19 protein-coding genes are annotated in these 17,246 nt (G+C 45.7%); 9 read left to right on the top strand and 10 right to left on the bottom strand.

The window, feature by feature from the left end:
* Positions 1 to 228 precede the first annotated feature (228 nt).
* Positions 229 to 444, top strand: coding sequence for a prevent-host-death protein (locus JGK11_RS28135; protein ID WP_293192026.1), 216 nt, complete (start codon positions 229 to 231; stop codon positions 442 to 444).
* A gap of 104 nt (positions 445 to 548) precedes the next feature.
* Here the strand turns inward: JGK11_RS28135 and JGK11_RS28130 are convergent, their stop codons facing one another.
* From JGK11_RS28130 to JGK11_RS28110, 5 genes are read right to left on the bottom strand one after another with little or no spacing between them, the layout of a single operon-like run.
* The gene (locus JGK11_RS28130) at positions 549 to 791 is read right to left on the bottom strand and encodes a YgiT-type zinc finger protein (RefSeq protein ID WP_293182724.1); all 243 of its coding nucleotides are present in this window, start codon (positions 789 to 791) and stop codon (positions 549 to 551) included.
* Positions 792 to 803: 12 nt separating this feature from the next.
* Positions 804 to 1,028 (bottom strand): hypothetical protein, encoded by a 225-nt coding sequence (locus tag JGK11_RS28125; RefSeq protein ID WP_293213762.1) that lies wholly within the window; start codon positions 1,026 to 1,028, stop codon positions 804 to 806.
* Positions 1,015 to 1,497: a type II toxin-antitoxin system HicB family antitoxin gene (locus tag JGK11_RS32960; RefSeq protein ID WP_366025930.1), complete on the bottom strand. Its 483-nt coding sequence runs from the start codon at positions 1,495 to 1,497 to the stop codon at positions 1,015 to 1,017. The genes JGK11_RS28125 and JGK11_RS32960 overlap by 14 nt, the downstream gene beginning before the upstream one ends.
* The gene (locus JGK11_RS28115) at positions 1,497 to 1,742 is read right to left on the bottom strand and encodes a hypothetical protein (RefSeq protein ID WP_293213761.1); all 246 of its coding nucleotides are present in this window, start codon (positions 1,740 to 1,742) and stop codon (positions 1,497 to 1,499) included. Before JGK11_RS28115 ends, JGK11_RS32960 begins: the two co-directional genes overlap by 1 nt.
* Before the next feature lie 2 nt (positions 1,743 to 1,744).
* Positions 1,745 to 1,903 (bottom strand): hypothetical protein, encoded by a 159-nt coding sequence (locus tag JGK11_RS28110; protein ID WP_293213760.1) that lies wholly within the window; start codon positions 1,901 to 1,903, stop codon positions 1,745 to 1,747.
* Between the two features lie 156 nt (positions 1,904 to 2,059).
* On the opposite strand from JGK11_RS28110, the gene JGK11_RS28105 reads away from it, so the two are divergent.
* Positions 2,060 to 2,275, top strand: a complete 216-nt coding sequence (locus tag JGK11_RS28105) for a prevent-host-death protein (protein WP_293213759.1) — start codon at positions 2,060 to 2,062, stop codon at positions 2,273 to 2,275.
* Between the two features lie 198 nt (positions 2,276 to 2,473).
* Here the strand turns inward: JGK11_RS28105 and JGK11_RS28100 are convergent, their stop codons facing one another.
* A complete protein-coding gene (locus JGK11_RS28100; RefSeq protein WP_293213758.1) occupies positions 2,474 to 3,829 on the bottom strand; it encodes a serine/threonine-protein kinase in 1,356 nt (451 codons plus the stop codon).
* 294 nt (positions 3,830 to 4,123) lie between these two features.
* Between JGK11_RS28100 and ispG the strand changes: the two genes are divergently transcribed.
* The 3 genes from ispG to ctpC all read left to right on the top strand — a co-directional run bounded on the left by ispG (position 4,124) and on the right by ctpC (position 7,037).
* Positions 4,124 to 5,347: a (E)-4-hydroxy-3-methylbut-2-enyl-diphosphate synthase gene (ispG, locus tag JGK11_RS28095; protein WP_293213756.1), complete on the top strand. Its 1,224-nt coding sequence runs from the start codon at positions 4,124 to 4,126 to the stop codon at positions 5,345 to 5,347.
* Positions 5,348 to 5,349: 2 nt separating this feature from the next.
* Complete coding sequence (locus JGK11_RS28090; RefSeq protein WP_293192015.1) at positions 5,350 to 5,595, top strand: hypothetical protein; 246 nt, start codon at positions 5,350 to 5,352, stop codon at positions 5,593 to 5,595.
* 86 nt (positions 5,596 to 5,681) lie between these two features.
* Positions 5,682 to 7,037 (top strand): carboxyl-terminal processing protease CtpC, encoded by a 1,356-nt coding sequence (gene ctpC / locus JGK11_RS28085; RefSeq protein WP_293182738.1) that lies wholly within the window; start codon positions 5,682 to 5,684, stop codon positions 7,035 to 7,037.
* Positions 7,038 to 7,160: 123 nt separating this feature from the next.
* Here the strand turns inward: ctpC and JGK11_RS28080 are convergent, their stop codons facing one another.
* Entirely contained in the window at positions 7,161 to 7,343 is a 183-nt protein-coding gene (locus JGK11_RS28080) for a DDE transposase family protein (protein ID WP_293182740.1), read from the bottom strand.
* Between the two features lie 429 nt (positions 7,344 to 7,772).
* Between JGK11_RS28080 and JGK11_RS28075 the strand changes: the two genes are divergently transcribed.
* On the top strand, positions 7,773 to 10,292 hold the full coding sequence (locus JGK11_RS28075) for a heavy metal translocating P-type ATPase (RefSeq protein WP_293192013.1): 2,520 nt from the start codon (positions 7,773 to 7,775) through the stop codon (positions 10,290 to 10,292).
* A 92-nt stretch (positions 10,293 to 10,384) separates the two neighbouring features.
* Here the strand turns inward: JGK11_RS28075 and JGK11_RS28070 are convergent, their stop codons facing one another.
* Positions 10,385 to 10,732: a hypothetical protein gene (locus tag JGK11_RS28070; RefSeq protein ID WP_293158409.1), complete on the bottom strand. Its 348-nt coding sequence runs from the start codon at positions 10,730 to 10,732 to the stop codon at positions 10,385 to 10,387.
* A gap of 104 nt (positions 10,733 to 10,836) precedes the next feature.
* On the opposite strand from JGK11_RS28070, the gene tmk reads away from it, so the two are divergent.
* Both tmk and JGK11_RS28060 read left to right on the top strand, forming a co-directional pair.
* On the top strand, positions 10,837 to 11,481 hold the full coding sequence (gene tmk, locus JGK11_RS28065) for a dTMP kinase (protein ID WP_293196238.1): 645 nt from the start codon (positions 10,837 to 10,839) through the stop codon (positions 11,479 to 11,481).
* 404 nt (positions 11,482 to 11,885) lie between these two features.
* Positions 11,886 to 12,029 carry a hypothetical protein gene (locus JGK11_RS28060; RefSeq protein ID WP_293182746.1) on the top strand — a complete coding sequence of 48 codons (144 nt, stop codon included), beginning with the start codon at positions 11,886 to 11,888 and terminating at the stop codon, positions 12,027 to 12,029.
* A 1,462-nt stretch (positions 12,030 to 13,491) separates the two neighbouring features.
* Here JGK11_RS28060 and JGK11_RS28055 read toward each other — a convergent pair.
* On the bottom strand, positions 13,492 to 14,388 hold the full coding sequence (locus tag JGK11_RS28055; RefSeq protein ID WP_293192011.1) for an aspartoacylase: 897 nt from the start codon (positions 14,386 to 14,388) through the stop codon (positions 13,492 to 13,494).
* A gap of 202 nt (positions 14,389 to 14,590) precedes the next feature.
* Here JGK11_RS28055 and JGK11_RS28050 point away from each other — a divergent pair, with 202 nt between their 5' ends.
* A complete protein-coding gene (locus JGK11_RS28050) occupies positions 14,591 to 15,538 on the top strand; it encodes a LysR family transcriptional regulator (protein ID WP_293192009.1) in 948 nt (315 codons plus the stop codon).
* Positions 15,539 to 15,959: 421 nt separating this feature from the next.
* Here JGK11_RS28050 and JGK11_RS28045 read toward each other — a convergent pair.
* A partial coding sequence (locus JGK11_RS28045) for a calcium-binding protein (protein ID WP_293192007.1) occupies positions 15,960 to 17,246 on the bottom strand: 1,287 nt, incomplete at its 5' end.

The following is a 17,246-nucleotide window of genomic DNA, read 5'->3' as shown; positions in this document are numbered from 1 at the left end:
GGATAGGTTTTTATTTTTCACCCTCATTCTCTCCTTAACGGTGGCTCTAGTTCTTCTTGGGCCACCGTTCTCATCTTTAGTTAGTCTAAACTACAGTTATTCCGGGCGTGCGTCATTTTTGAGATTGTGATGAAAGTAGCGAAAATCTCATTATTCTGACGCATTCTAATTCTAAATGAATCGTATTGAGATATAATAGAGTTTTAACAGAACACAAATTATTGTCCTATGAAAACCGTTGACAAAAGTCAATTAACCGCTCAATTACTCGAATTATTGCAACTTGTCGAGATTGAAGGCGAAGAGATTTTAGTGATGGATGGGAATAAACCAGTTGTGAGAATTTCTCAGTATGAAAAGTCTCTTTCAACTGAAGAATTATTTAAGGATATGCGCGGGAAAGTAAAATATTTTGAAGATTTAACTACGCCAACATTTATTTGATCGAGTATTTGGTAAGGTGCGTCGCTATGAGATTGTCGATTTTTGTTTAGGAATTTTCGAGGCGACGCACCCTACGACTCAAACCATAAATTCGATCCTATAATTTACCCAACTCGAAAAGATTGCCCCATCGCTTGGAATTCTTGAGTCTCCTCTCGCTGCAATTGCTGTCTAATTTTGGCAAATTTCCTAACTGTTTCGACAGAGTACAACCGTTCTCCACAGCTTAGGCAAACTTCAGCCGATACTTTTAAGATAGCAGTATGCTTGCCGCCCCGTAAAAGTTTATCGACTTCTTTGATAACTATTTCACCGCTGCAAATAGGGCATTTTTCTACAGATATCATTGTTAATTTATCCTATGCAAATACTGCTTCTACGGCTTTCGGCAATTCAATCGGCACGAAATACGCAACTGGATACAAATAATCTTCACCTGATTCATCAATAACTCGGATAAATAGATGTTCCGCAGCGCGATTATCCGGTATGATTCGATAGATTTTTAGGACTTCCAAGGATGCTGGATAATCTTGATTGTTAATGCAAACTACAAATCTGGTTTCTAAGTTAAACTTCAACATATTTGCACAAAGTCCTCGGTTCAGGAATAGACGAACCAGCTTGTCGCAACTCTTCCAAGTGTAAGACTATTGCTTCTTTAATTTGCTGTTCTACCTCTTCGAGAGTTGTACCTGTTGCCGCACATCCCGGTAAATCTAGAACGTAAGCAGAATAATTGCTGTTGGCTTTTTCAATCGCAATTGCATAACGTATACTTTCGCGCTGCCGATTTGCGGTGGCGTCAGTCAGCAAAATCGACCCTTCCCTCGTCAATTCCCATCTGTCGCGCGGCGAACCTGTTTCGATATATCGTTTAACCAAGCCATCAGCAGCAAGTTTTTTTAAGACAACCATCATGTCAGGTTCTCGCGGTACATCTCGACGGGAAAGTGCATTGGCGAGTTCGTACCAACTCCACTTTCCTTGACCTTTAGCTACTAATTCCAGCAGCACTAATTCAAGCTGAGTTAATTGAGTTAAGTTTTGCATTAAAAGTCCTCCACGCTAGGATGAAATAAAACGCCAAATCCTTCTTTTAACTTATAATCCTCAAGAGTCGCTGTGTGAGCGTTGTTCCAGAGTTCATAAGCTTCATCGGGATTTTCTGGTTGTCCTGTGGGATAGCCAAGTTTTTTATACCTCAGATACTCGCGCAATTCATGAGTGTAGAAGCGCAAATCAACAGGCTCAGCTACAAGGGTTTGTGCGACTATACTTCTTAACCTTTCTACCATTTTTAGTTCTGCTTCACAGGATTAAATCTGCGAACATGAGCTTCAACTAAGCCAATCCCTTTATCAGTAATTTTAACATTTTGATAAGATAAGTTGAGAATCTTTCCGCCAGCTTTCGAGGGATTGAAAGGTCTGCCACTTATTGCACCTTTTTCTAGCATTGCATTGATATTCCACTGCGCGATTATCCCGTCGTATCATATGAGTTTATAGCGACAATCTCCCTAGCTATCGATCTTAGCTCGCAATGACACGTTTTGCTAAGTGAACCGTATTGAGATATAATAGAGTTTTAACACAACACAAATCATTGTCCTATGAAAACCATAGACAAAAGTCAATTAACAGCTCAATTACTAGAATTTTTGCGACTTGTCGAGCTTGAAGGCGAAGAGATTTTAGTAATGGATGGGAATAAACCAGTTGTGAGAATTTCTCAGTATGAAAACTCTCTTTCAACTGAAGAATTATTTAAGGATATGCGGGGGAAAGTAAAATATTTTGAAGATTTAACTACGCCAACATTTATTTAATCGAGTATTTTGTAAGGTGCGTCGCGATGAGATAGTCGATTTTTGTTGAAGATTTTTCGAGGCGACACACCCTACGACTCTCAAATATTTTGTAAGGTGCGTCGCGATGAGATAGTCGATTTTTGTTGAGGATTTTTCGATGCGACACACCTTACGACTATATGTAAACAAAATTCTGAAACGTTTAGATGTTACAGTCTACAAGTCTCGACGCGAGAGAAGAGAACGCCCCACAACAAGCCCCCCACCAACCACCCCATCAGTTAACTTTCCCTTCACACACGGGAGGTGTCCTATAGGTGCTTTGGTGTTGAATTTTAGATCATTATAGTGCAACCATTTACTACTATTCACACGCCAACCTACCCGATCGCCAAAAGCTGCCCAAATTTTCCGATCGTATTCTCTGCTTCCCCCCAGACTTTCATAGATGCGTTTCTGCACCGAAAAGCCGAAACGTCCGTTACTGTATTTTACCCAAAGTTGGTCAATAGTTCGTAAGTCTTCACAGGGGAATCGATCGATATCTTCACCCCTCAGCCAGCCATCCTTTGTTCTCCCCGCTACTTCCAGCATTTTTATTGCCGTTTCCCCATCCGCCTCTTGCCATTTTCCGCTAGCCAACAGCCGATCGAGGTTGCGATAATCGACTCCTTTTGCTGAAATCAATTTTACAGGTTGTGGCGCTGGCTGCGGGCTAGAAATCCTTGGCGAAACACCCCCTCTTTGCCCCCGATTGCCGGGGGATTGGGGAAGCATAGCCAACCATTTTTCCACCGACTGAGGACGCTTTGTCTCATTCATTTCCATCCCTTTCATAATTGCCCGATGCACCGCATCGCTAATATTAGGATTAATCTGAAAAGGCGGCTTTAAAGGATGATTTAAAGCCCTCATAAATGCAGCAGTTGGTGGTGTTATCGTTAGCATATAGTATAGCGTTGCCGCCAGAGCATAAACATCTGTGTACTCAGCAAATCTGCCCATTTCCCCGTACTGTTCGGGAGGCGCAAAACCATGTGTCAATCCAAAAGTCATTTGTTGAGTGCGATCGGGAATAAAACCCCGCGCCAAACCAAAATCAATCAAAACTGCATCTTGATTGTCACGCACCATAATGTTTTGTGGCTTGATATCCCGATGTAGCAAACCTTTTTCGTGAACAATAATCAGTGCTTCTCCCACTTTACGGATGTAGTTTAAAGCTTCGGATTCCGACAGAAGACCGCGCTTTTCTACCCATTTCAACAAATTTTCCCCTGCCACATATTCCATCGCGATACAAGGCAAATCACCGTCAATGAAATAGTTGTCTATTTGCACAATATTCGGATGTCTACACAAAGATAGCAGTAGCGCCTCATCCCGGAATTTGTCCCGATACCGGGGAAAATCTGGATGGCTCAATAATTCATCTTTCAGCGTTTTGATGACAACCCGCCCCCCGTTTTGCGCCTTCTGCGCTAGGTAGGTGATGCCAAAGCCGCCCTCACCTAACTTGGCTTCAATAATATACCGATCGCCATTTAACCCCTGCCCCGGTGTCCAAACCATTCTCCTCACCGCCAACCAATATTAATTTTTATCTCGGCCTAGCCTGTATTTTAACTGTATTTTCTAAGTTCGGTTTAGTTCCGCTGGCCCAACTTCAGTTAGCCTTCCCGGTGATGGTTGGCTTTTAGTTCGATCGCCCTTTTCCGACATAATTCGATCGACAAATTCGCAGCAATCTCATTAAGAATCATAAATCCCAAAACCTGTTTGTCCAAACAGGCCCTTTCTGTGCAAACCTAAAAAACAGCAGACACAATTTTATAAACTCTAATTACAGAACACTCGCAACCAGTTATGCAAACTCTGCCGAACCCCACTAAAACCCCCTCCACCCAACCAGTATTCGACACCAGCATCAAACGCCGCAAAACCCGTCCCGTCAAAGTCGGCAGTATCACGATCGGCGGAGGCAACCCAGTCGTCGTACAATCGATGATTAACGAAGACACCCTCGACATCGACGGATCGGTCGCAGGAATTCGGCGCTTGCACGAGATTGGCTGCGAAATCGTCCGCGTTACGGTGCCCAGTATGGCCCACGCCAAAGCTTTAGCCGAAATTAAGCAAAAATTGCACGAAACCTACCAAGCCGTGCCCCTGGTTGCTGATGTCCACCACAACGGGATGAAAATTGCGCTGGAAGTGGCCAAACACGTAGACAAAGTGAGAATCAATCCCGGACTTTACGTGTTCGAGAAGCCGAAAGCCGACAGAAGCGAATACACTGACGCGGAATTCGCCGAAATTGGGGATAAAATCCGCGAAACCCTGGAACCTCTGGTGATTTCCCTGCGAGATCAAGGTAAAGCTTTGCGAATCGGCGTCAATCACGGTTCCCTCGCCGAACGGATGCTGTTTACCTACGGCGATACCCCGGAAGGTATGGTGGAATCGGCCCTGGAATTTATTAGAATTTGCGAATCCCTGGACTTCCGCAACATCGTGATTTCCCTGAAAGCCTCCCGCGCGCCGGTGATGGTGGCTGCTTACCGCTTGATGGCGCACCGGATGGACGAATTGGGGATGGATTACCCGCTGCATTTGGGCGTTACGGAAGCTGGCGATGGCGAATACGGGCGCATCAAATCCACGGCTGGTATCGCACCGCTGTTGGCTGACGGTATCGGCGATACTATCCGCGTCTCGCTGACTGAGGCGCCGGAAAAGGAGATTCCTGTCTGCTACAGCATTCTGCAAGCCTTGGGATTGCGGAAAACTATGGTTGAGTATGTGGCTTGTCCTTCCTGCGGCCGCACTTTGTTTAATTTGGAGGAAGTGTTACATCAAGTGAGAGAGGCGACGAAGCATCTCACGGGTTTGGATATTGCAGTGATGGGCTGTATTGTCAATGGGCCGGGCGAAATGGCTGATGCTGATTATGGCTATGTCGGGAAGCAACCGGGTTATATTTCTCTGTACCGCGGCCGGGATGAAATTAAGAAGGTTCCTGAGTCTGAAGGTGTGGCAGAATTGATTAATTTGATTAAGTCGGACGATCGCTGGTTTGAACCAGAGTAGGCTTGACTGGATATAGTTTTGAGGTTTGGGGCGGGCAAGATGCCCACCCCACAACTCTTGTGGTGGCACAGGCATCTTGCCTGTTGCTTTTGGGGCGGGCAAGATGCCCACCCCACAACTCTTGTGGTGGCACAGGCATCTTGCCTGTGGCTTTTGGGGGCGGGCAAGATGCCCACCCCACAACTCTTGTGGTGGCACAGGCATCTTGCCTGTGGCTTTTGGGAATACAACTCGGCAAAGTTGAATAAATATGTATCCAAAATCCGACCAAGCCTTGCCTGTGTTAGATTGGGCGTGATTATTCTGAACTCTTTTCCTCCCGCGCGTCAGACAAATGGTTATAACAAAACGAGGGCTTGTTCTAAGTGCAGCAGCGGTGTTACTCACTGCTGCAACTCTTGCCAACACTGGTTGCAGTTCTAAATCCCTGGCTTCTTTTAGGGGAAGTCCTAAAGAATTGGTTGATGAAGTTTGGCAGATTATTGACAAAAGTTATGTTGATGGCACTTTTAACCAGGTTGACTGGAAAGCGGTGCGGAATGATTATTTGAACCGGACTTATACTAGCGATGAGGAAGCTTATAAAGCAATTCGAGAAATGCTGAAGAAGCTGGACGATCCTTATACGCGGTTTATGAACCCGGAAGAGTTCAAAAATATGCAGGTTGAAACTTCTGGTGAACTCACAGGAGTTGGGATTCAGTTGACTCAAGATGAGAAAACTAAGAAGTTGGTGGTGATTTCTCCCATTGAGGATACTCCTGCTTTTACTGCTGGTATTCTAGCAAAAGATATCATTACTAAGATTGATGGCAAAACTACTGAAGGGATGGATACGAATCAAGCGGTAAGTTTGATTCGCGGCCAGGCTAATACTGAGGTGACTCTGACTATTTTGCGGGACAAAAAGGAAATAGATTTTAAGCTGAAACGCGCTAAAATTGAAATTCATCCCGTGCGGAAGTCGGTGCAGAAAAGCCCGATCGGCGAAATCGGCTATATTCGCTTAAATCAGTTTAGCGCGAACGCTGCATCGGAAATGCGATCGGCAATTAAGGATTTGGAACAGAAAAAGGTGACGGGTTATATTCTAGACTTGCGTTCCAATCCGGGTGGGTTGCTCTACGGCAGTATTGAAATTGCTCGGATGTGGCTCAAAGAAGGTACGATCGTCTCTACGGTCGATCGCGTCGGTGAAGCCGATCGACAAACCGCAAACAAAGGAGAGATTACCGACAAACCTTTAGTTGTCCTCGTAGACGGCGGTTCAGCAAGTGCTAGCGAGATTCTATCCGGCGCTTTGCAAGACAACAAGCGCGCGGTTTTGGTGGGAACCAAGACGTTTGGTAAGGGTTTGGTTCAGTCAGTACGCGGTGTGGGAAATGGTGCCGGTTTGGCGGTGACAATTGCCAAGTATTTTACTCCCAACGGCACTGATATCAACCACATGGGAATTAAACCGGATTTTCAGGTTGAACTCACTGACGCTCAAAAACAGGAGTTGCGGCGCGATCGCGATAAAATTGCTACGACGGCCGATCCGCAGTACGCGAAAGCTTTGGAAATTTTGACCAATAAAGTTACTGGTAAAACAGGAGATAGTAAGGCTGAGTCGAAACCGCAGGCGACGCCTTCTAAGCCCGCTGCGGCGCAGTCTAAACCGAGTGCGGCACCTGCTAAATCTAAGTAGTTTTTAGTCACAAAAACTTCAGTAAAGAAGGACTAAAGTCCTCACTACGAACCTGGTTTGAAGGACTAAAGTCCTCACTACGAACCTGGTTTGTAGTGAGGACTTTAGTCCTTCCAAGTTCGTTTATTGCGGTTGACATTTACCAGCGCGAATTAAACCGATGCGTCGGGCGATCGCATCTTCAGCAGAATCGTAAGGGCCCCACTGTTCTATAATAGTGGGGCTTTGCTGTGCGATTTGGGCCGGCAAAATCTCGCAATTACCAGCAGGACGTTTGACAATATAAAATTTATCTGATTCTGTCATAGCTAAATTTCTCACCTAAAAGTTCAATACTAACTAATCGTACCGTTGAAACCGCGTCTGTACAAACGATGTCCGTGCCAATCGGACTAAAGACAATTACCGTCTAATCTTCAACCCCCTCTTAGAGTGCGTGAGTGTCTGTATAGATACAGTTTCAACCGTACATCCAATCTTCAGAATTAAGATAAGAATTAAAAAAAACTAACACTTTCGGAAGATGCCAGAAATTTTATCTATGATAAAAATATAGACATTTGTCTAAACTGTGCATTATATCAATTCTGGTTGTATCGGAATTATTTAACCGCAGAGAACGCAGAGGACACAGAGGGAGAGAAGAGAGAGATGAATAATTACTCGGCTAGACGGAATTGATATAATGCACTTTCTGTTCTCACCAAAATATTCTAATCAATACCGAAGAAACCCATGCAATTTATTCCCAAAACAGTCCCCGAAAATCAATCACAAATCATCCCAGTTAAAGAATCTCCCCCGCCAGAAGTTGTTACTTTCGATGTCGGTGGGATGAAATGTGCGGGTTGCGCTGCATCAGTTGAACGCCAACTCATGCAGCATTCAGGCGTAATTTCGGCTTGCGTTAACTTGGCCGTAGAAGTCGCAACAATTGAGTGTCAACCGGGGACTGTCGATGCAGAGGCTTTAGCGAAAAAGTTGACTAATAACGGATTTCCCTCTCAGTCTCGCTTAGGTGAAAATCAGCGGGAAGCAGAAGCGGCGGCAATTGAACGGCGGCGGCAAGAAATTCGACAGCAAATCAATCAATTGTCGATCGCCCTTATTCTAATTATTCTATCCGGTTTAGGACACATACTCGGCACCAAAGCCCCAATTCTCAGCAACATTTGGTTTCACTGGGGACTCGCCACCCTCGCATTGCTGCTACCTGGCCGCCCGATTATCGTTGACGGCTGTCGCAGTTTGTGGCGAAACGCACCAAACATGAACACTTTGGTAGCTTTAGGCGCAGTCACGGCTTACACGGCTAGCAATGCGGCGCTGCTGTTTCCACGCATGGGATGGGAGTGCTTTTTTGACGAACCCGTGATGCTTTTGGGCTTTATCTTGTTGGGCAAAACTCTCGAACAGCAAGCCAGACGGCGCGCTGCATCAGCTTTGCAAGCTTTAATCGCACTACAACCAGCGACAGCCCGCTTAGTTGATTTTAAACTGCCGATTTTAGATTTGGACTCTCAAGAATTGCCTGCAAACTCGACATCTGCGGTCTACAATCCACAATACATTGAAATTCCAGCCGATCGCGTCCGAGTCGGAGAATGGCTGCAAGTTTTACCCGGTGAAAAATTTCCGGTAGACGGCGAAGTCTGCGAAGGTAAAACAACCGTAGATGAATCGATGCTGACTGGCGAATCGATGCCAGTTTTGAAGCAACCAGGAGATACAGTCGCGGCGGGAACTATTAATAAATCCGGGGCAGTTGTGATGCGGGCAACTCGCACCGGTCAGGAAACAACTGTAGCTCAAATGGTGGCTTTGGTACAAGCCGCCCAAACTCGCAAAGCGCCGATTCAACACTTAGCTGATACTGTCGCCGGATATTTTGTCTATGGCGTAATGGCGATATCGGCTTTAACTTTCCTATTTTGGTATTTTGCCGGAACTCATATTTGGCCTTCTGTGCTTTTAGGACACAATATGGGGCATGGGGCATCGGGCATGGGGCATGGGGCATTGGGCATGGGAAATCAATTATCAATTACCGATTACCAATCGCCTTTGCTGTTAAGTTTGAAATTGGCGATCGCAGTTTTAGTCATTGCTTGTCCTTGTGCTTTGGGACTGGCTACCCCAACTGCAATTTTAGTCGGTTCTGGCATCGGGGCGGAGCGCGGACTTTTAATTCGCGGTGGCGATGTTTTAGAACGAGTGCATCAATTAGATACTGTGGTTTTTGACAAAACTGGGACTCTGACAACTGGAAATCTCACACTCACTGATTATTTGCCGATTTTCCAGAATTCAGAGTTGGATTTGAACTCGGATATTAATGTGGGAAACAAACAAGATATCTGTTCCACAATTTCCACAATTTCCACAATTGACTCAAAACTGCTGCAAATTGCCGCAGCAGTCGAAAGAGGCGCTTGTCATCCCATCGCCGCGGCGATTTTGCGGGAATCTCAACAGCAAGGTTTGCCGCTGCTACCTGCTGATGATTTCTACACGGAACCGGGCTTCGGGGTTTCTGCTTTAGTGGAGGGCCAGCGGGTGTTCGCGGGGAATGCTGAGTGGATGAACCAGCAGGGCGTCGCTGTGGCTGCGGAACTTTTGGAGTCTTGCCAAGGCAAAACGGCGGTTTACGTGGCTTCTGGGGGTGTTTTGCTGGGGGTAATCGGGCTAAAAGATACTCTGAGGCCAGATGCTAAGGCGGCAGTCGATCGCCTGCGGGGCATGGGATTGCGGGTAATCATGCTGACGGGCGATACGGCGTCGGCGGCGTTGGTGGTGGCGCAGCAGCTAGGTTTGGCGGCTGCTGATGTTTTGGCCGAAGTGCGACCGGAGGGGAAGGCTCGGGCGATCGCCAGTTTGCAAGCCCAAGGCTGTAAAGTGGCTGTAGTGGGAGATGGAATCAATGATGCCCCGGCTTTGGCTCAAGCTGATGTCGGTATCGGTTTGCACTGCGGGACTGATGTCGCGGTTGAGACTGCTCAAATTGTGCTAATGCGAAATGCTTTGATGGATGTTGTTGAGTCGATCGACCTTGGTCGCGCTACTTTTAATAAGATTCGCCAAAATTTATTCTGGGCTTTTGCTTATAATACTCTGGGAATTCCAATTGCGGCCGGTCTCTTGCTGCCTGCAACTGGAATTTTACTCAGTCCTGCGGCAGCAGGCGCATTTATGGCGTTTAGTTCTGTTAGCGTTGTTACCAATTCTTTGCTGCTGCGCCGGAAGTTTCGAGGTTAAATTTAGACCTTCCAAATAAAAGTCATCAGTAATTAGTCATTAGCCAGGAACTAATGACTGATGACTGATGACTGATGACTAATGATTTATGGCTACAGTGCCATACTCTCCAAAAGCCGCCAGTTATTGTTTTTCATAACTGAACGACTGACTAGCTCGAACATTTGACGGCAGTGGTTATTGGTTTGCAGGGGCAATTCCTCGTTTTTGATTACGAAGTTCATGCGAACTTCTGAGTCACTAGCCGTGTTTTTCTCAATTAGGACTTCGGCGGTGACCAGTTTCGGAATCGAAACTTGACCCGGAAGTTCGCGAGCCATCAGGGAATCTCCTGTATTGTAGATAATATCAAGATTGCATGACTCTAAAATTTCAATCAGGGATTGACGGAGACGGTCGATCGGAACTGCAACGATAAAAAAACCAGTATAGCGAGCCATAGAAAACTCCAACCATGAGGCACTGAGACTTTATTATCATACCGAACCTAGAACAGATATACGGGAGGATTCATATTTATTTTATTGAGGTGCAAAGTTAGGCAATGAAGGGCAAACTTATCGTATTTGAGGGGGTAGAAGGTGCTGGAAAAACTACACAAATGCAGCGATTGATACATTGGCTGCAAGTAAGTTATTTTCAGAAAGTCCGGTTGGTGGCTACTCGCGAACCGGGGGGTACGGAGTTGGGAAAAGGACTGCGGCATTTGTTACTCAAACAAGATCCGGGTGAATCTGTATCTGATGTAGCAGAATTACTCATGTACGCTGCCGATCGCGCTCAGCACGTCGAAACTTTTCTTAAACCCGAGTTATCGAAAGGAACGATTGTTTTATGCGATCGCTTTACAGACTCCACGATTGCTTATCAGGGCTACGGCCGCAATCTTAATTTAAATTTAATTAAGCAGTTGAATGCAATTGCCACCGGCGGCTTGGAAAGCGATCTGACTTTGTGGCTGGATATTAATGTGGAGGCGGGTTTGACAAGGGTAAGGGCCAGAGGAGAGCGCGATCGGATCGAGCAAGCTGATTTGCAGTTTCACAAGCGCGTACAGCAAGGTTTTACGGAGTTGGCCGAGGAACATAAATCTCGAATTTTCCGGATCGATGCCGATCGCCCTGAAGATGCGATCGCCCAGCAAATTCAAGGTATCGTAAGTCACAAGTTAGAAGTTTGGGGATACTAAATAATCCCAATTCGGAAAATTAGAATGACATAGGCGGCCAGAAACCGGGTTTTTTAGGAAATATTTCCTAAAAATTCTCAATATCGATGAAAAACCCGGTTTCTTCCTTTTGTCCCAGCGCCGTTAACTGTAATTAACCGAAATTAACCGACCAAAAAATCCCAGCACTTTACTCGTTAAAACCTGGATACATTCCCATACGCTTGGGTTAAGCTTTTTTGATGATTGCGCTGCCCAGAGATCGATCGCAGTGTCTCTTTTTCACATCCTTGTTATCCGCAAGACAGTCTTATCGCAAGCGTGTTGTCTTGTATACAAGATTCGCCCGTGGGGACAGCACTACCGATTTTTTTTGCTAACCAGATATCTAAACAGAGAGGAAATCTCCAGGGGCGATCGCCTGATTGCCTGCTGAGTCTACAGAAACGCGAGTAATTGCCATAAATCCCCAAGCTAAAAATACCAGTTTAATTGACAGGTATTTGGTCGATCGGGCTCCCAAAGCCTCCCAGAAGACAGATTCGTGGGGTTGTAGGGCGATCGGCTAATAGACTTCTTGCAAAAATATTTAGGACGATGCTCAAAGCCCATCCCACAAAAATCTTTTTTCTTGTGGGATGGGCTTCTAGCCCGTCCCAAAATTTGATTAATAAGGACTTTTGCAATCTTGTCTAATGTTTCGGAATAGTTGCTGCTGTGGTTTCTAGACTGTTATCCCATTTGGGTTGGCTGTTGTTGTCAAAATGTACTCAACTTGCTAACAACCTGCTATACTCATACTATAACCTACATATGTACATTAAATATGGACTATCAGGTGGGAATAAACAGCTAGTTTGATAGAAGCCTGATAGAAATTTAAGCCCTTACAGAACGTTGAAAACTGAATATGCAAGCAAAAAGCAACCACGTCCCTGAGACCATAGGAATTCAATAAAGAATGGTATTAAGTACGTCTACCCTGGTATTGTTTCGGGATTGGCTGATTCTGGCGCGATAAGTTCTCGCTTATCTATCTACCATACCCGCCATACGTTCATCACCCTACAAGCCCACGCTGGCACTGACTTACTTCTGTTAGCTACCGCCTGCGGTAACAGCGTAGAGGTCATCCAACGCCATTACCTAGGGATTGACACAACGGTTCAACTAACTGACATCTAACCCCCCCCAATCCAGCCCGCCCTAATAAGGCGGGTTTTTTATTGTCTATATTCCCATTCGATAGTCCATATGTAATCTGCATATGGGGTTTTCACCCTGAATAAACAGCCAAAACAAACCTACCTACCGCTTCCTGTAGTACACATTCCCCGCAGTAATACAAAATCATTCATTTCCGATAGCATCTCGCGTTTATTAGCCCCGGAAAAGGGTAAAAACAGCCCCTTAAAGCCCGATTACATCGCCAACATACTTGGGGGGGATTTGCTCACTACCTCTCACCCTACCTACCCACCATCTACCCACACCTTTTTGCCTACATTTACCTAATACTTATTGACTTGAAGTTAATTAACATTATTACACAGGCGAGATGATACGTCACTTCATAAATTCATTGTTTGAATTCATAAAAGTCATAACCCTAATGTCATAAAAGTCATATTTTGAATCATTGGGGAGTTATATCTATCATGCCCGATCGAAAGATGAGGTATGTAGTTGGGCTTTAGCCCTCTTAGTTTCGTCGTTATATAAGCTTTCAGTCATACCTCATATTTTTGAGAAAGGCTGTCTATCATGTCCGCTCGAATTACCTTAGTAAGATTGGTTCGATAGTTGGAAATTCTGTCCTGGGATGGATGCGGACTGAAGTCCTCACTACAAACCTTAGTAAGATTGGTTCGATAGTTGGAAATTCTGTCCTGGGATGGATGCGGACTGAAGTCCTCACTACAAACCTTAGTAAGATTGGTTCAATAGTTGGAAATTCTGTCCTGGGATGGATGCGGACTGAAGTCCTCACTACAAACCTTTTTTATTGCTGGTAATTGACGGGACAGGATTTTATGCAGTTTCAAGGTGAAGCTGTTGTTTTTTCGTCAAAAGCATCGCTATGTGCTTTTCATAATAAGCAGCTTCGTTAATGAATACAGGGAAAACTGTAGATTCTCCTTGATAGGGGAGCGATTCTCCCGTAAATGTGAGAAACATCGGTTCACCGGGATGTAAGGGTTCGTAATCTTTAAACTGAAGTTGGGGATGGATAGTGGCTTGCATTTCACCTACAGCATTTCTCGGGTAGTCTACGGAAACGATCGCCTGATATGCAGTTAAATATGATGGTATAACTAGCGGATTGCCCCGATTTGTGGCATCGAGATAATCTACAATGGTGCGAACCAGCCTTTCGGTTTGCTGAAACAGATGGGCATTAACGACTCCCTGGGCGATGGGCCCAACTTCTATCGTGCAACCAAAAGCAGATAGCGATCGCAACATTGGCGAATCCTGACCATCCTCATCTCGGAAACAAACTCGAACTGAGCGATCGAGTTCGCTTAAATAGGCTAATAATTGTAAATTGAATGGATGTTTGCTAGACGGTAAAATTGTCAGCCCCATGTTCGCCGTTGTGCTGTGGAGGTCGATAATGAAATCAGCCCCGTTTTGGTCTTTAGGACATAGTTGGGCGGAGATTTCCTTAGCGCGTGTGTCCTCGTAACCCGTCAAGTCTGGGTTAGCCAAATCTGCGCGGCTAAAGCAACGGTTCAAATCGCGATCGACATAACGCCGATTCAGCGCCACCGCTTTCGGGTTGGCTAATAAGGCAACTGTCTCAAAGGTCGATCGTTTCAGCAAGTCTGGGAATTGTTGAAACTTCTTAATCAGGTAAACTCCTGTTAACTCATTTCCGTGGGTTCCTCCGACAACTGCAACTCGTCGAATTACGTGCGACAACATAAATAATCCTCGTTTTGTGATAATTAAAATCGTAATTATTCGCCAAACCTTCTAACTATTAATTCCAGAATAAACAAGTTATTATTAGATGTCAAATACTTTTTTTAATATAAGAATATACTCAAGAAGTATGGCAGTATCTACTCAATAACCGCTATAGTAATTATTCATTTCCAAGTTTAAAGTTTAACATCTAAAATCTATGGAACTTCGCCATCTCCGTTACTTCATTGCAGTGGCAGACGAACTGAGCTTTACCAATGCGGCAAAGCGATTGCACATTTCGCAACCGCCCCTAAGCAACCAAATTAAAGATTTGGAGACTGAATTGGGCGTGCAACTATTCGATCGCAAAAGTCACCCAATTGGGCTAACTCCAGCAGGACAGGCGTTTTTAGAAGAATCTCGTGCAACTCTGGCACTGTTAGAACAAGGGGTACATAAAACCCAGCGCATTCATCAAGGTGAATTGGGTCACTTGACGGTGAGTTTTACGAGTTCGATCGCGAATGGTGTCTTTCCAGAGATGCTGCGAACGTTTCGACAGCGATATCCAGAGGTAAAACTGATTTTACAGGAAGAAAATAGTGCTTTTCTAATTCAGAGATTGCGCGATCGCCAAACTGATATCATTTTTCTGTATCTCTACCACGAAATCTCGGAAGACAATGATTTAGAAACGATGTCTATCACGGAAGAACCACTTGTCGCCGTTTTACCTAAAAACCATCCGCTGGCAGCCAAATCCCAAATTTCGCTTGCTGACGTAAAAAATGAAGAATTTGTCATGCCCCTGCATCAAGTTGTGGCGGGTTTGTCTGAACAAATTTACCATCTATGTTCGCAAGCAGGATTTGTGCCGAAAGTTGTTCAAACAGCCGTCTTTATGGTCACGATTTTGGGGTTGGTTGCAGGCGAAACTGGTATTAGTATTCTGCCATCTCACGTCCAGAATCTTCAACGCAAAGGAGTGGTGTATCGTCCGATTCTGGAACAAACGACAACCACTAACTTAACTGCGGTTTGGCGGCAGAATGATTCATCGACTATTTTGCAGCAATTTCTGGAGATTATTAAAAGCCTCTCAATTTATCAGCCGGAAACATCGATTATTTCAGCGTCAGAATTAGAAGTAGAGTGTGTCAGCTAGAGAGATTTTTGCGACAAACTGATATCGTTTCCGGTTGCATAGGAATTATTATTAATCTCTCTATTCTCTCTCTGTGTCCTCTGCGCCCTCTGCGGTTAAATCATTCCCATACAACCGGAAACGATATGACAATCTAAAAACTGACGCACCACAGAATAAATGGTGCGTCAGAATGGGATTTTTTGTATGTGAGAATGCTCTTTCCTGACGCACCCTACGGCTAATTTTATCGCCCAAACAGGATAAAATCACTGCGCTCGATCGCACTACCAGCCACTGTATTCGTAGAAGTAGGGTGTGTCAGAAGCGTGAGATTTTCGCGACCAATTCATCATCTCGGAACTGACACACCATTTATTCCATGGTGCGTCAGTTCCGAGATTGTCCGTGATGATTGAGATTAAACTGACGCACCCTACGGCTAGTTCGATCGCCCAAACAGGATAAAATCACTGCGATCGATCGCACTACCAGCCACTTTATTGACCGTAGCCAACAGTTGACCGTTCTGAGAAATCGCGATCGCACCTGCATTAGGGCTTTGGGTAATAGTGAGTTGAGCAAAAGTTAAACCGCCCGCTAACACTAGCAAATCTTCACCTTTAGTGAAATCAGCAATGACATCGCTGCCTTCACCTGCGGTTAAAATAAAGCGATCGCGCCCAATGCCACCACTGAGAATATCGTTACCTAAACCCCCAGTCAAAGTATCATCACCCTTACCGCCGTACAGAGTATCATTGCCCTCATCACCGCAGAGGTTGTCATTACCGCCGTTACCAAACAGCAAATCGTTACCCGCACCGCCACAGAGGGAATCTGGAGATCCGTTTAAGTCGTGAAGCGTAGCTATCCCGTAGGGAATCGCGCGATCGCCGAAAATAGTATCGTCCCCATCGGCGCCGCAAATGCTGTCGCTGCCGCGATCGCCCAACAGCAGATCGTTGCCCGTACCCCCCACCAGAACGTCATCGCCCTTGCCGCCGTACAGCGTATCGTTGCCCTCTCCACCACTGAGAGTATCCGCAGCATCTCCCCCATTCAAGAAGTCGTTGCCAGCACCGCCAAACAGCAAATCGCGTCCGTTCGAGTCAGGACTAGACGGGTCAAAACTGCCTCCAAACAAGCAGTCGTTACCCTCAGCCCCCACCAGAGTGTCGTTTCCCTTGTCACCCCAAATCAAGTCATCGTCTTTGCCACCGATCGCCACATCATCGCCTTTACCACCGAAAATGAGATCGTCGCCGGCATCCCCGTTGAGGTAATCATTACCTCTGCCGCCAAATAACAAGTCTTTGTCTGCATTCGGGCCAAGAGGGATATTGCTGGGCCGCCCGCCATAAATATTGTCGTTACCGCTTCCGCCCAGCAGAATGTCGTTCCCGTTGAAACCGTTGATAGCGTCGTTGAGATTGCTACCGATGAGGAAATCGTTGCCCTCAGTGCCGTTGAAAGTGCGATCGACTGAATTCGGCCCTGGAATTGAATCGATCGCAGGTAAGGTAATTTCGTCGCAAGTGCGATCGTCGGCATTACCGCCACCAATGCTGTCAGAGTCAACAGGATTTGGAGTCGGAGTCGGAGTTGTCGCCGGAGTTGGACTTTCCGCCGGAGTTGTTACCGGAGTCGGAGTTGTTACCGGAGTCGGAGTTGTTACCGGAGTCGGAGTTGTTACCGGAGTCGGAGTTGTTACCGGAGTCGGAGTTGT

Origin of the sequence: Microcoleus sp. PH2017_34_RAT_O_A, from assembly GCF_020737885.1 — a bacterium.
GTDB lineage: Bacteria > Cyanobacteriota > Cyanobacteriia > Cyanobacteriales > Microcoleaceae > Microcoleus.
This window is presented reverse-complemented; position numbering and strand designations above follow the sequence as displayed.